The organism is Streptomyces sp. NBRC 110611, assembly GCF_001590865.1.
Taxonomy (GTDB): domain Bacteria; phylum Actinomycetota; class Actinomycetes; order Streptomycetales; family Streptomycetaceae; genus Streptomyces.
Map to the genome: position 1 here is coordinate 710,156 of NZ_BBUY01000001.1, position 15,869 is coordinate 726,024.

At 73.1% G+C, this 15,869-nt stretch carries 13 protein-coding genes; 10 read left to right on the plus strand and 3 right to left on the minus strand.

Translation table 11 applies throughout. From position 1 onward, the window contains the following. The first annotated feature begins 127 nt into the window (after positions 1-127). The 3 genes from AZE13_RS03100 to nudC all read left to right on the plus strand — a co-directional run bounded on the left by AZE13_RS03100 (position 128) and on the right by nudC (position 6,034). Complete coding sequence (locus AZE13_RS03100; protein WP_079123643.1) at positions 128-3,595, plus strand: ATP-dependent DNA helicase; 3,468 nt, start codon at positions 128-130, stop codon at positions 3,593-3,595. 10 nt (positions 3,596-3,605) lie between these two features. After that, positions 3,606-5,012 (plus strand): dipeptidase, encoded by a 1,407-nt coding sequence (locus tag AZE13_RS03105; RefSeq protein WP_066926497.1) that lies wholly within the window; start codon positions 3,606-3,608, stop codon positions 5,010-5,012. A gap of 86 nt (positions 5,013-5,098) precedes the next feature. Further along, a complete protein-coding gene (gene nudC / locus AZE13_RS03110; RefSeq protein WP_066926499.1) occupies positions 5,099-6,034 on the plus strand; it encodes an NAD(+) diphosphatase in 936 nt (311 codons plus the stop codon). Between the two features lie 128 nt (positions 6,035-6,162). Here the strand turns inward: nudC and AZE13_RS03115 are convergent, their stop codons facing one another. Beyond that, positions 6,163-6,408 (minus strand): mycoredoxin, encoded by a 246-nt coding sequence (locus AZE13_RS03115; RefSeq protein WP_066926501.1) that lies wholly within the window; start codon positions 6,406-6,408, stop codon positions 6,163-6,165. Between the two features lie 172 nt (positions 6,409-6,580). On the opposite strand from AZE13_RS03115, the gene AZE13_RS03120 reads away from it, so the two are divergent. The 5 genes from AZE13_RS03120 to AZE13_RS03140 all read left to right on the plus strand — a co-directional run bounded on the left by AZE13_RS03120 (position 6,581) and on the right by AZE13_RS03140 (position 10,469). After that, entirely contained in the window at positions 6,581-8,881 is a 2,301-nt protein-coding gene (locus AZE13_RS03120) for an ATP-dependent DNA helicase UvrD2 (protein ID WP_309302164.1), read from the plus strand. 145 nt (positions 8,882-9,026) lie between these two features. Continuing rightward, positions 9,027-9,353 (plus strand): hypothetical protein, encoded by a 327-nt coding sequence (locus AZE13_RS36705; protein ID WP_066926505.1) that lies wholly within the window; start codon positions 9,027-9,029, stop codon positions 9,351-9,353. 116 nt (positions 9,354-9,469) lie between these two features. Next, on the plus strand, positions 9,470-9,832 hold the full coding sequence (locus AZE13_RS03130) for a WhiB family transcriptional regulator (RefSeq protein WP_066926508.1): 363 nt from the start codon (positions 9,470-9,472) through the stop codon (positions 9,830-9,832). Next, on the plus strand, positions 9,829-10,146 hold the full coding sequence (locus AZE13_RS03135) for a hypothetical protein (protein ID WP_066926510.1): 318 nt from the start codon (positions 9,829-9,831) through the stop codon (positions 10,144-10,146). Before AZE13_RS03130 ends, AZE13_RS03135 begins: the two co-directional genes overlap by 4 nt. A 125-nt stretch (positions 10,147-10,271) precedes the next feature. Further along, positions 10,272-10,469: a hypothetical protein gene (locus AZE13_RS03140; RefSeq protein WP_066926512.1), complete on the plus strand. Its 198-nt coding sequence runs from the start codon at positions 10,272-10,274 to the stop codon at positions 10,467-10,469. A 38-nt stretch (positions 10,470-10,507) separates the two neighbouring features. On the opposite strand, the gene AZE13_RS03145 is transcribed toward AZE13_RS03140, so the two are convergent. Together AZE13_RS03145 and AZE13_RS03150 are read right to left on the minus strand one after the other, a co-directional pair. Further along, on the minus strand, positions 10,508-11,971 hold the full coding sequence (locus tag AZE13_RS03145; protein ID WP_066926514.1) for an ABC1 kinase family protein: 1,464 nt from the start codon (positions 11,969-11,971) through the stop codon (positions 10,508-10,510). 34 nt (positions 11,972-12,005) lie between these two features. Beyond that, a complete protein-coding gene (locus tag AZE13_RS03150) occupies positions 12,006-13,151 on the minus strand; it encodes a ThiF family adenylyltransferase (RefSeq protein ID WP_066926516.1) in 1,146 nt (381 codons plus the stop codon). 214 nt (positions 13,152-13,365) lie between these two features. Between AZE13_RS03150 and AZE13_RS03155 the strand changes: the two genes are divergently transcribed. Both AZE13_RS03155 and AZE13_RS03160 read left to right on the plus strand, forming a co-directional pair. Then, positions 13,366-13,992 (plus strand): M48 family metallopeptidase, encoded by a 627-nt coding sequence (locus AZE13_RS03155; RefSeq protein WP_066926517.1) that lies wholly within the window; start codon positions 13,366-13,368, stop codon positions 13,990-13,992. A gap of 147 nt (positions 13,993-14,139) precedes the next feature. Beyond that, complete coding sequence (locus tag AZE13_RS03160; RefSeq protein WP_066926519.1) at positions 14,140-15,861, plus strand: TerD family protein; 1,722 nt, start codon at positions 14,140-14,142, stop codon at positions 15,859-15,861. Positions 15,862-15,869: the final 8 nt, after the last annotated feature.

Sequence of the window (15,869 nt, forward strand, 5' to 3'; positions counted from 1 at the left end):
CGCCACGGCGGAACCGGAAGACACGGCGGGAAAGCCGAAATCGTGGGAAGCCGGCCAAGCGCAGCGGAAGGTCAAGGACCCCGACCAGCTAAAAGACCTCCTGCGCATCCCGTTCACCCCGGAGCAGATGGCGTGCATCACCGCCCCGCTCGCCCCGCAGGTCATCGTGGCCGGTGCGGGCTCCGGCAAGACCACGGTCATGGCCGCCCGCGTCGTCTGGCTGGTGGGCACCGGCCAGGTCGCCCCCGAACAGGTCCTCGGGCTGACCTTCACCAACAAGGCGGCCGGTGAGCTCACCGAACGCGTCAGGGCCGCCCTGCTCGCCGCCGGCGTCACCGACCCCGACCCCGCCCCCGTCCCGGACTCCCCCGAGCCGGGAGTTGCCCCCGCCTCCGGGGTCCCCGGAGAGCCCCGGATCTCCACCTACCACGCCTTCGCCGGGCAGCTCCTCAAGGACCACGGCCTGCGCATCGGCCTGGAACCCTCCGCCCGGCTGCTCGCCGACGCCACCCGCTTCCAGCTCGCCGCCCGTACCCTCCGCGCCGCCCCCGGGCCCTACCCGGCGCTCACCACCTCCCTGCCCTCGCTCGTCGAGGACCTCCTCGCCCTCGACGCCGAGCTCGCCGAACACCTCGTCGACCCCGCCCGGCTCCGCGCCCACGACACCGCGCTCCTCGCGGCCCTCGACGGCGTCAAGCTCACCAACGCCGACCTGCGCAAGGTCCCCGAAACCAGCCGCGCCCGCCGGGAACTCCTCGACCTCGTCACGGCCTACCGCAGCGAGAAGCGCCGCCGCGACCTGCTCGACTTCGGCGACCAGATCGCCCACTCCGCCACCCTCGCCCTCACCCGCCCCGAGGTCGGCCGGATCCTGCGCGACGAGTTCCGCGTCGTCCTGCTCGACGAGTACCAGGACACCTCCGTCGCCCAGCGACTGCTGCTCTCCGGCCTCTTCGGCGCCGGCGGCGGCACCCCCACCGGGCACGCCGTCACCGCCGTCGGCGACCCCTGCCAGGCCATCTACGGCTGGCGCGGCGCCTCCGTCGCCAACCTCGACGACTTCCCCGCCCACTTCCCCTTCCGGGACGGCACCCCCGCCCGCCGGTACGCCCTCAGCGAGAACCGCCGCAGCGGCGGCCGCCTCCTCGACCTCGCCAACGGCCTGGCCGCCCCGCTGCGGGCCATGCACGAGGGCGTCGAAGCGCTCCGCCCCGCCCCCGGCGCCGAACGCGACGGCACCGTGCGCTGCGCCCTGCTGCCCACCCACGCCGAGGAACACGCGTGGCTCGCCGACTCGATCGCCCACCTCGTCCGTACCGGCACCCCGCCCGGAGAGATCGCGGTGCTCTGCCGTACCGCCGGCGATTTCGCTCACATCCAGGGCGAACTGGTCGCCCGCGACATCCCCGTGGAGGTCGTCGGCCTCTCCGGACTGCTCCACCTGCCCGAAATCGCGGACCTGGTCGCCGTCTGCGAGGTCCTCCAGGACCCCACCGCCAACGCCGCCCTGGTCCGCCTGCTGATCGGGCCACGCTGGCGGATCGGCCCCCGCGACCTGGCCCTCCTCGGCCGCCGCGCCCGCACGCTGGTCCACCACGGCGGCCTCCCCGGCACCCCCTCCGCAGACCCCTCCGACGACGCCGACCGGCGGCTCGCCGAGGCCGTCGAGGGCGTCGACCCGGCGGAGACCCTCTCCCTCGCCGACGCCCTCGACACCTTCCTCGAAGCCGACGGCCCGGACGACGGCCTGCCGTTCTCCCCCGAGGCGCGGGTCCGCTTCGCCTACCTCGCCACCGAACTCCGCGACCTCCGGCGCTCCCTGGGCGACCCCCTCATGGACGTCCTCCACCGGGTCCTCGCCACCACCGGTCTCGAGGTCGAACTGTCCGCGTCACCGCACGCCCTCGCCGCCCGCCGGCGCGAAACCCTCGGCAGCTTCCTCGACATCGCCGCCGGATTCGCCGCCAAGCAGGGCGGTGAGTCCCTCGACGGCGACGCCACCCTGCTCGCCTTCCTCGGCTTCCTGCGCACCGCCGTCCAGTACGAGAAGGGCCTGGACAGCTCGCTTCCCGGCGGCGAGAACACCGTCAAGGTCCTCACCGCCCACAAGGCCAAGGGCCTCGAATGGGACGTCGTCGCCGTACCCGGCCTGATCAGCAAGCAGTTCCCCAGTGAACAGGCCCGCGAGTCCTGGACGAGCCGCCCCAAGGTCCTGCCGCACGCCCTGCGCGGCGACGCCGCCACCCTCCCGGACGTCGAGGAGTGGACCGCCCGCGGCCTGAAGAACTTCAAGGAGGCGATGAAGCACCACCAGGAAACCGAGGAGCTCCGCCTCGGCTATGTCACCTTCACCCGTCCCCGCTCTCTGCTGCTCGGCTCCGGCCACTGGTGGGGGCCCCAGCAGAAGCGCCCCCGTGGCCCGTCCGCCTTCCTGGAGGCCCTCCGCGCCCACTGCGAAGCAGGCCACGGCGAGATCGAGCACTGGGCCGGGGCCCCCGAGGACGGCGCCGAGAACCCCGCCCTCGCCGAAGCCGCCGTCGAACGGGACTGGCCGCTGCCGCTCGACCCCGCCGCCACCGCCCGCCGCCGGCACGCCGCGGCGACGGTCCGTGCCCACCTGGCGCGCCGTACGGGCCCGGCGGCGCCCGCCTCCGCCGACCGCGCGGCGGTGCCGCGACAGGCGTCCGGATACGGCCCGGAGGGGCCGCCGCCCCCGGAGGACGAGGACCGGGCGGGGGAGGAGGCTTCGGACGCCTCGGAGGGCCCCGGCGCCGACCCGCACACCCTCCTCCCCGAGGAGCGCCGCACCGTCGGCTCCTGGGACCGCGATCTGGACGCCCTCACCGCCGAGCTGCGCCGCGCCCGCGCCTCCGTCCGTGACGTCCCGCTGCCGGCCGCGCTCAGCGCCACCGACCTGCTCCGCCTCGCCGCCGACCCCGACGGCTTCGCCCGCGAGCTCGCCCGCCCCATGCCGCGCCCCCCGCAGCCCGGCGCCCGCCGCGGCACCCGCTTCCACGCCTGGGTCGAATCCCGCTTCGAAGAGCCGGCGCTGCCGCTCCTCGGCCCCGACGAACTGCCCGGCGCCGACGACGGCGAGCCTTCCGGCATCACCGACGAAGACGACCTGGAAGCCCTCAAGGCAGCCTTCGCCCGCACCCCGTACGCCCACCGCACCCCGTTCCGCGTCGAGGCCCCCTTCCAGCTGACTCTCGCCGGGCGGGTGATCCGCGGCCGTATCGACGCCGTCTACAAGGAGCGCGGCCCCGACGGCGACCGCTTCGAGATCGTCGACTGGAAGACCGGCCGCAACCTCCCCCGGAGCTTCGAGGGCACGGGAGGTACGCCCGGCGTCGACCCCCTCCAGCTGGCCGTCTACCGTCTCGCCTGGGCCGAGCGCCACGGCCTGCCCCCGTCCGCCGTCGACGCCGCCTTCCTCTACGTCCGCAGCGGAGAGGTGGTCAGACCCGCGCGGCTGCCGGGCCGCGCCGGGCTCGAACGCCTCCTCCTCGGCGAGACCGCCGACGGCCCCCCGGACGAGGCTGCCGGCGGCCCTCCCGGTCGGACTGCCGACGGCCCTCTCCCGGAAGGCCGATAGGCTCGGTCGTATGAGCACGACCCCGGACAGCGCCGTCCGCGCCTACATCGCCGACCATCGCGAAGCCTTCCTCGACGACCTCGCCGAGTGGCTGCGCATCCCCTCCGTGTCCGCCGACCCGGAGCGCGCCGGCGAGGTCCGCCGAAGCGCCGAATGGCTCGCCGCCAAGCTCACCGGCACCGGCTTCCCGGCCGTCGAGATCTGGGAGACCGACAGTGACGGGCTGCCCGCCGTCTTCGCCGAATGGCCCTCCGGTGACCCGTCCGCGCCCACCGTGCTCGTCTACGGCCACCACGACGTGCAGCCCGCCGCCCGCGAGGACGGCTGGCACACCGACCCGTTCGAGCCGTACACCACCGACGGCAAGCTCTACGCCCGTGGCGCCGCCGACGACAAGGGGCAGGTGTTCTTCCACACCCTCGGCGTCCGCGCGCACCTCGCGGCGACCGGGCGCACCGCCCCCGCCGTCAACCTCAAGCTGCTCATCGAGGGGGAGGAGGAGTCCGGCTCGCCGAACTTCCCGGCCCTGATCAAGACCCACGCCGACCGTCTGACCTGCGACGCCGTGATCGTCTCCGACACCGGCATGTGGTCCAGGGACACCCCCACGGTCTGTACCGGCATGCGCGGCCTGACGGACTGCCAGATCGACCTGTACGGCCCGGACCAGGACATCCACTCCGGCTCCTTCGGCGGCGCCGTCCCCAACCCCGCCACCGAGGCCGCCCGGCTCGCCGCCGCTCTGCACGATGCCGACCGCCGCGTCGCGATCCCCGGCTTCTACGACGGCGTGATCGAACTCACCGACCGTGAGCGGGAGCTCCTGGCCGAGCTGCCCTTCGACGAGGCGGAGTGGCTGCGCACCGCGCACTCCCACGCCACCCTCGGCGAGGCCGGCAGCACCACCCTGGAGCGCATCTGGGCCCGCCCCACGGCCGAGGTCAACGGCATCGGCGGCGGCTACCAGGGCCCCGGCGGCAAGACCGTCATCCCGGCCGCCGCCCAGCTCAAACTCTCCTTCCGGCTCGTCGCCGGCCAGGACGCCGCCGCCGTCCAGCAGTCCGTACGCGACTGGGTCGGCGACCGGCTGCCGTCCGGCATCCGCCACAAGATCACCTTCTGGGGCGCCACCCGCCCCTGCCTCACCCCGCTCGACCACCCCGCGCTCCAGTCCGTCGTCCGCGCCATGGGACGCGCCTTCGGCCAGAAGATCCGCTTCACCCGCGAGGGCGGCTCCGGGCCGGCCGCCGACCTCCAGGACGTCCTCGGCGTCCCGGTGCTCTTCCTCGGCATCTCCGTCCCCTCCGACGGCTGGCACGCACCCAACGAGAAGGTGGAACTCGATCTGCTGATGAAGGGTGTCGAGACCGCCGCCCACCTGTGGGGGGACCTGGCGGAGACCTGGTCCACGACCTGACCGTGCCGGCCGGCCGCACGACCGCCGCTCCGCACCGTACGCAGCCCGCACCCACACCCACGCCACAGGGGGAGTTGGAAACAGCAGTGACCACCTGGACCGACCACACCGCCGACCGGCCGCTCACCTTCAGCGTGCCGAGCGGCATCGACCGCTCCGCCCATCACCGTCTCGACGAGGCGTGGCTGGCGGCGGCCTGGAGCCACCCGACGACGCGTGTCTTCGTGGTGTCCGGAGGCCAGGCGCTGATCGACGACACCCCCGACGGCCGCACCGAACTGATCATGACGCCGTCCTTCGAGGCGCCGCTGACCGAGGCCCACCGCTACTACCTCGGCACCGACGGCGACGGCGTCAGCTACTTCGCCCTCCAGAAGGACTCCCTGCCCGGCCGCATGGACCAGTCCGCGCGCCCGGCCGGCCTGCGCGAGGCGGGCCTCCTGCTCTCACCCCGGGACGCCGGCCTCCTCGTGCACGCCGTCGCCCTGGAGAACTGGCAGCGCCTCCACCGCTTCTGCTCCCGCTGCGGCGAACGCACCGTCATCGCCGCCGCGGGCCACATCCGCCGCTGCCCCGCCTGCGGCGCCGAGCACTACCCGCGCACCGACCCGGCCGTGATCATGCTCGTCACCGACGAGGACGACCGCGCCCTCCTCGGCCGCCAGGTCCACTGGCCCGAAGGGCGCTTCTCCACCCTCGCCGGCTTCGTCGAGCCGGGCGAATCCATCGAGCAGTCCGTCGCCCGCGAGGTCTACGAGGAGGCCGGTGTCGTCGTCGGCGAGGTCGAGTACGTCGCCAGTCAGCCCTGGCCCTTCCCCTCCAGCCTGATGCTCGGCTTCATGGCCCGCGCCACGTCCTCCGAGATCCAGGTCGACGGCGAGGAGATCGAGGAGGCCCGGTGGTTCTCCCGCGAGGACCTCCACGCCGCCTTCGAATCCGGCGAGGTCCTCCCGCCCTACGGGATCTCCATCGCCTCCCGGCTGATCGAACTCTGGTACGGCAAGCCGCTGCCCAAGCCGTGACCGCCCGCTGACCGCCACCCGGGCCTCACGCGGCCACGGCGTAGGCACAAAGGGCCGCCCGGCCATCCCTCACCGGGACCTGGCCGGACGGCCCTCCGGGCCGCGGATCAGGCGCTGCGCCCGGCTTCTCAGGCCGCGCCCACCTTCTGCTTGACCTGGGCCAGGGACGGGTTGGTCAGCGTCGTACCGTCGGCGAAGAGCACGGTCGGCACCGTCTGGTTGCCGCCGTTCGCCTTCTCCACGAACGCCGCGGACTCCGGGTCCTGCTCGATGTTGATCTCGGTGTACGCGATGCCCTCACGGTCCATCTGGCTCTTCAGCCGACGGCAGTAACCGCACCAGGTCGTGCTGTACATCGTCACAGTGCCCGCCATGCGCCCGTGCTCCTTAAGCTCAGTCTCTTGATCGAATATCGATACCGCCCACTCGGTGCGGCCAGGGAACACAACGCACATCGGGCCGCAGCAATTCCCGCCGGACGAGGGCAGTGCCTCACGGTCCCACGACTCCGTCGCCGTGCGTCGCCGGTTGTCCACAGGGGGTGTGATGCGTATGAGCGGAGGCGGGAGATGTGGACGGGATGCGTGCGGGTCTCCGGGGACCTGGCAGCATGGCGGGGTGACAGCAGCAACGGACTCCTCGCTCTTCCCGCCGGTGCCGGATTCGGCCGACGGGGTGCTCGACGGGCTCGACCCCGAGCAGCGCGAGGTGGCGACGACGCTGCACGGTCCGGTGTGTGTGCTGGCCGGTGCCGGTACGGGCAAGACACGGGCGATCACGCACCGCATCGCCTACGGCGTCCGGGCCGGCATCCTGCCGCCGGCGAGCGTGCTGGCCGTCACCTTCACGGCCCGTACGGCGGGGGAGATGCGCGGGCGGCTGCGGCAGCTCGGCGCGGGCGGGGTCCAGGCGCGGACGTTCCACTCCGCCGCGCTGCGACAGCTTCAGTTCTTCTGGCCCAAGGCCGTCGGCGGGGAGCTGCCGCGGCTGCTGGAACGCAAGATCCAGTTCGTGTCCGAGGCCGCCGCGCGCTGCCGTATCCGGCTCGACCGCAACGAGCTGCGCGACATGACGGCGGAGATCGAGTGGTCCAAGGTGACGCAGACGGTGCCGGCCGACTATCCGGCCGCGGTCCACAAGGCCGGCCGCGAGGCGCCCCGTGACCCGGCCGAGGTGGGGCAGGTCTACGCCGCGTACGAGCAGCTCAAGCGCGACCGGGGGAGCATCGACTTCGAGGATGTGCTGCTGCTCACCGTCGGTGTGCTGCAGGACCGGCATGACATCGCCGAGCAGGTCCGCGCCCAGTACCAGCACTTCGTCGTGGACGAGTACCAGGACGTCAGCCCGCTCCAGCAGCGGCTGCTGGAGCTGTGGCTGGGGGACCGGGACAGTCTGTGCGTGGTGGGGGACGCCGGCCAGACGATCTACAGCTTCACCGGCGCCACCCCCGATCACCTCCTGAACTTCCGCACCCGCCATCCGAACGCGACGGTGGTCAAGCTCGTCCGCGACTACCGCTCGAGCCCGCAGGTCGTGCACCTCGCCAATGGGCTGCTCTCGCAGGCCAGGGGGCGTGCCGCGGAGTACCGCCTGGAACTGGTCTCGCAGCGCCCGGCCGGGCCGGAGCCGGTCTACACGGAGTACGCGGACGAGCCGGCCGAGGCCGAGGGCACCGCCCGCCGCATCCGGGATCTGATCGCCTCCGGTGTGCCGGCCGGTGAGATCGCGGTGCTGTTCCGGGTGAACGCCCAGTCCGAGGTGTACGAGCAGGCGCTGGCCGATGCCGGTGTGCCGTACCAGCTGCGCGGGGCCGAGCGGTTCTTCGAGCGGCCCGAGGTGCGGGAGGCCGGGATCAAGCTGCGCGGCGCCGCCCGCTTCGGCGGCAACGACGCGCTGCTGGACGACGCCATGGACCTGCCGTCCGAGGTCCGGGCGGTGCTCAGCGACATGGGGTGGACCGGTGAGCCGCCCGCCGGCTCGGGGGCGGTGCGGGACCGCTGGGAGTCGCTGGCCGCCCTGGTACGGCTCGCGGAGGACTTCGCCCGGGCCCGGCCGCAGGCCACCCTTGCCGACCTGGTGGCCGAGCTGGACGAGCGGGCCAACGCCCAGCACGCCCCGACGGTGGAGGGGGTGACGCTCGCCTCCCTGCACGCCGCCAAGGGCCTGGAGTGGGACGCCGTCTTCCTGGTGGGGCTCACCGAGGGCATGGTGCCGATCACCTACGCCAGGACCGACGAGCAGATCGAGGAGGAGCGGCGGCTGCTGTACGTCGGGGTGACCCGGGCGCGGCGGCATCTGGCGCTGTCCTGGTCGCTGTCGCGGTCCCCCGGCGGGCGGGCCTCGCGCACCGCCAGCCGCTTTCTGCGGGGCCTGCGGCCCGGTACGGGCACGGGGGCCGGGCGCCGTACACCGGGCCCGGCCGTGGGCGGAGTCGAGCGCGGTGCGGGGACCGCGGCGGCCGTGCGGCGGTCCCGGCACCGCACCCCGGCGCGCTGCCGGGTCTGCAACCGGACCCTGACGGACGCGGGCGAGATGAAGCTGATGCGCTGTGAGGACTGCCCCTCGGAGCTCGACGAGGCGCTGTACGAGCGGCTGTGCGCATGGCGGGCCGCGCAGGCGGCGCGGGTGCGGCAGCCGGCCTACTGCGTCTTCACCGACAAGACGCTGATGGCGATCGCCGAGGCGGTCCCGGGAACCGAAGCGGAGCTCGCCGTCATCTCAGGAGTGGGGCGGCGCAAGTTCGACCGCTACGGCAGCGATGTGCTGGCTCTCTGCGCCGGTGAGGAGCTCGTGGGGGCCTCGGGAGACGGGACCTGGGGCACCGCGGAAAACTCGTCGGAAAAATAGTTTGCGCGCGCGGAGCGCATCCCCATAGCCTGCGTAGGCAACGGGGACGTCGGAACTTTCCGAGATCCGGTCGATCCGTGCTGTACTTGAACATCCTGGAACGGGATTTCCCGGTCCACCGAGACGCCGAGAGGAGGCGAGACCAGTGATCAGCTTCATCGAGACCAACAAAATGACCGATCGTTCGGTCATCGCCACCTGCACGCTCGGCTCCTCGCTCCGTGGCACCGGTATGTCCGGCTTCGGCCTTCTGTCCGGTTCCCAGGCCGCGCGTCCCGAGTCCCTCGTTGTGCCGACGCACAGTGAGCGCGTGGCACGACCGACCGAGGCACCTGCGGCAGCAGCAGTGGCGGCTGAGGCGAATGCCTTTGCCCTCGCGGCGGCCAATGGCGCCGAATCCCGGACGCAGTACCAGAAGCAGCACGACCTGTGGGCCTACCGCGGCCACGAACCCTGGAGAGATCCAGCCTGATCGGCAGATCAGGTCGGCACCTTCCAGGGCCGCGGAACCCACACCGGGATCCGCGGCCCTTTTGTTTGCCCGACAGCCCGCCACCGCGGGCCGACACAGACGAGGAACACACCACCGTGCAACTGCAGACGCACACCCCGTCCGTAGCCACCGACCTGATCCCTCCGCCCGACCCCCAGGCCCCCCAGGAGAACTCCTTGCTGCCCCTCACCGAGCTCGACAACGAGATCGACCGCCTCGGCGCCGCTGTGCCGTGCCGCACCTACGACCCGGAGGTCTTCTTCGCCGAGTCCCCGGCCGACGTCGAGTACGCCAAGTCGCTGTGCCAGTCCTGCCCGGTCCGCGAGGCCTGCCTGGCCGGCGCCAAGGACCGCCGTGAGCCGTGGGGGGTCTGGGGCGGTGAGCTCTTCGTCCAGGGCGTTGTGGTGCCGCGGAAGCGTCCGCGTGGCCGTCCGCGCAAGAACCCGGTCGCGGCATGAACACCACCGGCGCAGGAACGATCGACCATCCCGTCACACGGGATCCCAAGAAGCAGGACCCCACGATGAACCCCACCTTCACCGACACGCCCGTCCCCGTGAACGCCGACGCGATCGAGTCGCGTCAGAACAGGAACCTCGCCATGCAACTCATCCCAGAAGCCCTGGCACGTGCGCATATGCATGAACGCCTGCGGGAGGCCGAGTCCGAACGCAGGGCTCACCGGCTCGCGGCCGCGCGGCGTATGCAGCGGCGCGCCGAGCGCGCGTCGCTGCGTGCCCGGCGTGCGCTGGCCATGGCCGTGATGCAGTAAGGCTGCGATGCAGTCGGGAACGGCCGTGCGCTGACCACCGCATTCTCCACGGGGTTCGTCCGACAGGGCGGGCCCCGTGGTGCGTTGTACCCGGCATCGGCGGTCGGCGGGGATATCGTCGGCAGGTGGACCAGAAGACGCATGAAAAGGCGGAGTTGGCCGACGGGAACACGGTATGCGACGGCTGCGGCGCGGTCGCCGAGGGTGCTCCGCCGACCTGGACCTGCTCCGTGGAGAACGGCGAGCGCCGCTACTTCTGCGACAACTGCGCGCGGCGGAACATCCGGGCCATCGAGGGACGCCTGGATTCCAGCTGGTGGTGAGGCCGGACATCACCGGGTGGTGAGGCCCGGCCCCCGGCTCAGGCGGTGTTCTCCTCGACGGCCTCCTCCCGGCTGTCCGGGCCGGTGTCCGTACGGCCGTCCGCGGTGGCGGAGGCCGGCGGAGCGGTGCCGGTGGCGGTGCCGCCGGAGAACGGCGGCTCCTTCCCGGGCACGAAGCCGGGCAGCCAGGTTTCCAGTTCGTCGCGGAGCCGCACCGTCGCGCCCAGCTGGCAGAGCACCCCGATCGTGCTCAGTGTCACACGGTGGATCAGCAGATAGGCGGGCGGCAGATTGAGCTGCTTGCCCAGCTGGTACGCGGGCGAGCGGGGGTCGCCGACCCGGGCCGCTTGCCGGCGCATCCAGCTCCGGGTGAAGGTGAACTCATCGGCCTGGGCGGGCTCGATGATGGGCAGCAGGTACTGCAGCACCGCGTCCGGGTCCAGCTCGACGGTCTGCTTGACGAAGCCCTCCTCGCACAGCAGCCGGTAGACCGCGTCCGCCTCGCCGTCCAGCGTCATCCGCAGGGAGGCGCCGATCGTCGGCGGCAGCCCGTCGGGCAGCCGGTCGACCGTGCCGAAGTCCAGTACGCCCAGCCGCCACTCCTCGGCCGGTCCGCCGGGGGAGTCCCCGGCCAGCAGCCGGAAGTTGCCCGGGTGCGGGTCGGCGTGCAGCAGGCCGGTGCGGGCGGGGCCGGAGAAGAGGAAGCGGGACAGCAGCTGACCGGCCCGGTTCCGCTGCTCTTCTGTGCCGTCCGCGATCACCTCGGACAGCGGCACCCCGTCCATCCACTCGGTCACCAGCACCGCGTCGCTCTGGTGCACCACGGCCGGCACCACCACATCGGGGTCGTCGGCGAACTCCTCGGCATGTGCCTGCTGGGCCGCGGCCTCCAGCGAGTAGTCCAGTTCCTCGGAGACGCGGTCCCGCAGCTCGCTGATCAGCGGCTTGATGTCCATACCGGGGATCAGCGGCCCCAGCAGCCGGGCGAAGCGGCTCAGCTGTGCGAGGTCCGACAGCAGTGCCTGCCCGGCTCCGGGGTACTGCACCTTGACGGCCACCTCGCGGCCGTCGTGCCAGACCGCCCGGTGCACCTGCCCGATCGAGGCCGCGGCGGCTGGTTTGTCCTCGAACTCCTCGAACAGCTCCCGCCAGTTCTCGCCCAGCCGCTCCGCGAGGACGGCGTGCACCGTGCCCGTCGGCATCGGCGGTGCCGCTTCCTGAAGCTTCGTCAGGGCGGTGCGGTAGGGCCCGGCGAGCTCCTCGGGGAGGGCCGACTCGAAGACGGACAGCGCCTGCCCGAACTTCATCGCCCCGCCCTTCAGCTCACCGAGCACCTTGAAAAGCTGCTCCGCGGTGCGCTGTTGGAGCTCCCGGCCCACGATCTCGGCGGATCTGCCGCCGATCCGTTTGCCCAGGCCCCAGGTGGCGCGGCCGGCGAACCCCAGTGGCAGCGCGGCCAGCTTGGCGGTACGGGTGACCGCCTTGCGGGGAAGATCAGACATGTGCCCCTCCAACTCACACTGTCCCCTGCCGGGGTTACCCCGTCATTGTGGCGTGTTCCGGCCCGGGATCCGAGGTGCCTGCCGCACTCCGTGGAGCGGCGGCACCGCAGCCGCACTCCGGATGCGGTTCGATCCGCGCCGTGCGCACACTCCCGCACGGCAGAGCCAGCTCCATCCGCGCCCCTGTGCACGGCGGGAGTTCGCCGTCGAGGAACGCCAGCGCCTGGGCCGCGGCGAGCCCCGCGACCGCCGTGGCCAGCGCGGCATCACACGCCGGCACCGGCGGTGCCGCACGCCCCGACCGCCACTGTGCCAGCAGCCGCGGCCAGGCCGGCTCCGCGTCCGTACGGCTCAGTTCGTCGCATCGCGCGCACGCCGAACCGCCCGGCAGCACCAGCGGACCCACCACACCCGTGCCCTCGATCACGCCCGCGTACAGGTGGGGGATCCCGGCGGTCAGCAGCGGCTCGGACAGCACCGGGTCGGGCGCGTACGCGGCGAGTCCGTCCCGCGGGGCGAGCACCATCAGGGACAGTCCGGGCTCACCGGATTCGCTGACCGGGACCCGTGGCCGTGGCCGGCGGCTCCAGGGGGAGCACCGGCGGACCAGCCGCTCGGCGGCCGTGGCACGCCGCTCGCCGATCCGCTCGGCGTCGAGCCCGCCGGGCAGCACGTCCCCCGGCGCGACCGTGCCCCCGTCGACGACCTCCACCCGGCCCAGGCCGGAGGCCGAGAGCAGCGCCGCGATCGCCGCGCCCACCCGGCCGGCTCCTCTGACCTTGGTCCGGACCGCCCGGCGCGCCGCCATCCGCTCCAGGGCTCCGGCCGGCTCTCTGTGCCGCACCGACAGGGACGCCAGATCGGGCCGCAGCCGCTCGAAGGCGGGCTGGTCCTCCCGTACGGCAGCGGCCCCCGGGCCGCCCGCGGTGGGCGCTTCCAGCAGCCCGGCCGCGCCGAGCCGCCCCACCACACCCCGTACGTGCTCGGGCGGCAGGTCCAGCGCGGAGGCCTCCGCGATGAGTTGCCGCATGGTGCGGGTGCCGTCGAGCAGGGTGAGGAAGCTGCCGGTGGCCGTGTCGACCGGGCCGACGACCCTCGCATGGGCCGGCGCCACCCCGAACCGCACGGTTTCCCTGTCCCGCCAGCCGCGCCGCAGCGCGGGCTTGAGCATCGGATGCATCTCGATCCGCCCCCGTACTTTCGTCGTCCCTCGTCGACCTTCGACGTCCGGCTCCCAGCATGCCGTCTGCGGCGCGGAGGGCCCGAAGTTATCCACAGGTGCGCACGGCATTAGTCATACGAACGGTGTGAGCGGTGGAGTGGATGGAGTGGTTCGGGAGCGAACCGTCCGCGGGGCGGGACTTCCCGGAGGCACAGCGGGTAACGTCGGGCGCGTGCCCGCCGACCCGCCCCTCCACGGATCAGAGGAGACACCCCCGCGCCGCGCCGCCGACCCCGCGCGCCGGGCCGCTCCGAGCCCCAAGGCCCGCAGCTCGGGGACCAGCGCGGTCGAGGTGCGCCGCAGTTCACGGCGGCGCCGCACGGTCTCCGCGTACCGCGAGGGCGACCGCACCGTCGTCCTCATTCCGGCCCGTATGTCCGAGGCCGAGGAGGAGCGCTGGGTCACCGTCATGCTCGACAAGCTCGCTGCCCAGGAGAGCAAGCGGATGCTCGGCGACCGCGAGCTGGCCGAGCGCGCCGGGCGGCTGTCGGACCAGTTCCTCGACGGCCGTGCCCGGCCCGCGTCGGTGCGCTGGGTCACGAACCAGAACACCCGCTGGGGGTCGTGCACCCCCGCCGAGGGCAGCATCCGGCTCTCGCACCGCCTCCAGGGCATGCCGGACTACGTCCTCGACTACGTCCTGCTGCACGAGCTCGCCCATCTGCTCGTCCCTGGCCACGGCCCCCGGTTCTGGCGTCTGCTGGAGTCCTATCCCCGTACGGAGCGGGCCCGCGGCTACCTCGAGGGAGTGGTCGCGGCCGACCGGTTGCCCCATGTGCCGGCCGCCCGCCGCGAATAGGCACGGAGCCGGCCGGCGTGAACAGGCGCGGAGCCGGACGGCAGACGCGCTCCCGTGCCGCCCCGCCATCGCCCGTTGTCGGCACCAGCGGTTAGCCTGGCGGCCCAGGCGGCACATCTCAGCGGAGCGGGGGGACGGGCGTTACGTATGGCCAGGGAATTCCAGCGCGGCCACAAGGCCAGGATCAGCGATCTGACGGCGGGGACGGATCTGTACGTAGGGGTACAGATCTCCGGTCCCGGTCTGACCTTCGACATCAGCTGCTTCGGTCTGGACGCCGCTGAACGGCTCTCCGACGACCGGTACTTCATCTTCTACAACCAGCCCACGTCGCCCGAGGAGTCGATCCAGCTGCTCGGCCCGCAGGCCGGCGACAACGAGTCCTTCCGGGTCACCCTCGACAAGATCCCGCCGCACATCCAGAAGCTCTGCTTCACCGCCGCGCTCGACGGCGCGGGCCAGGTCTCGCAGATCGGCCCGGGCTACATCCGGATCGTGGCCGGCGGCGAGGAGGTCGCCCGTTACCCGTTCCACGGCAGTGAGTTCAGCACCGAACGCGCCGTCATGCTGGGTGACTTCTACCTCAAGGACGTCTGGCGGTTCGCCGCGGTCGGCCAGGGATTCGACGGTGGCCTGGAGGCGCTGCTGACGAACTTCGGCGGCGAGGTCGCCGAGGAGGCCGAGGCGCAGCCCGAGCCGTCGGCCCCCGCGCAGGGCGCGCCCGGCTTCGCCCCGCCGCCCGGCCCGTCCCCCGCGCCGGCCTTCGGCGCGCCGGCGCCCGTACCGCCCCAGCCTCAGCCTCAGCCCGCCCCCGCGGCCCCGCTCCGGACCACCCCCGCGGCCCCGCCCCAGCCCGCCCCCGTGCCCCCGGTACCGCAGCCCACCGCGCCGCCGGTACACAGCGCGCCGACCTTGGCCGCGCCGCTGGTTCCGCCCTCCGGACCGGTGCCGCCGCCCCATGTGCCCGGACCTCCCGGACCACCGCCCCCGGCGCCCTACGGCCAGCCGGCGCCCGGCCAGGGCCCGTACGGCTCGCCGCAGTCCGCACCGCCCGGTGGCTTCCCCGGCGGGCAGGCGCCGCAGGCCGCCCCCTACGGGCACCAACCCGGACAGTTCCCGGGCCAGCCGGCCCCGTACGGCCAGCCGGTACCGCCCCCGGGAGCTCCGTACCCCGGTGGCCAGGCCGTGTCCGTGCCCCAGGGCGGCGGCCCCGGCCTCGGCGTCGTCCTCGACAAGTACAAGGAAGCGCCCACCGGCCTGCGCTGGACGCCGCAGAACAGCCGGCTGATCCGCGCCGACCTCGGTGCCGACGGGCAGCCGGTGCTCGCCCGCCAGGGCAGCATGGTGCTGTACCAGGGCAAGGTCGACTTCGGCTACAAGGGCGCAGGCTTCCGCGGCCGGATCGTCGGCAACGCCACCGGCCAGGAGATGCAGCTGATGCGCTGCACCGGCCAGGGCCAGGTCTTCTTCGCCGACAACAGCGCCCATGTCCACCCCATCGAGCTGCAGGGCGACGCGATCTGTGTGTCCGCCGAGTCGGTGCTCGCCTTCGACGAGTCGTTGCAGTACGAGGTCCGCCGGATCGAAGGCCACGGCATCCCCGGTGGCGCCCTGTTCACCATGCAGTTCCAGGGGACCGGCACGATCGTCGTCAAGACCCACGGCACCCCCGTCGTGCTGCCGGTCACCCCGACCACCTTCGCCGACGCCAACGCCGTCGTGGCCTGGTCCGCCGGCGCGCAGGTGATCATCTCCAGCCAGGTGAGCCTGCGCCGGCACGCCTACCCCGGCCACTCCGGCGAGACCGTGAACCTCCAGTTCCGCGGTGCGCCCGGCAACTTCATCGTCGTCCAGCCCTACGAGGTCTGAGGGAGCCC

What these genes read in the sequence shown, in the direction of transcription:
- AZE13_RS03100 (WP_079123643.1), top strand. Translation starts at nt 128, where the DNA reads ATGGCGTGCATCACCGCCCCGCTCGCCCCGCAGGTCATCGTGGCCGGT.
- AZE13_RS03105 (WP_066926497.1), top strand. Translation starts at nt 3,606, where the DNA reads ATGAGCACGACCCCGGACAGCGCCGTCCGCGCCTACATCGCCGACCAT.
- AZE13_RS03115 (WP_066926501.1), bottom strand. Translation starts at nt 6,408, where the DNA reads ATGGCGGGCACTGTGACGATGTACAGCACGACCTGGTGCGGTTACTGC.
- AZE13_RS03120 (WP_309302164.1), top strand. Translation starts at nt 6,581, where the DNA reads ATGCGTATGAGCGGAGGCGGGAGATGTGGACGGGATGCGTGCGGGTCT.
- AZE13_RS03135 (WP_066926510.1), top strand. Translation starts at nt 9,829, where the DNA reads ATGAACACCACCGGCGCAGGAACGATCGACCATCCCGTCACACGGGAT.
- AZE13_RS03145 (WP_066926514.1), bottom strand. Translation starts at nt 11,971, where the DNA reads ATGTCTGATCTTCCCCGCAAGGCGGTCACCCGTACCGCCAAGCTGGCC.
- AZE13_RS03150 (WP_066926516.1), bottom strand. Translation starts at nt 13,151, where the DNA reads ATGCATCCGATGCTCAAGCCCGCGCTGCGGCGCGGCTGGCGGGACAGG.
- AZE13_RS03160 (WP_066926519.1), top strand. Translation starts at nt 14,140, where the DNA reads ATGGCCAGGGAATTCCAGCGCGGCCACAAGGCCAGGATCAGCGATCTG.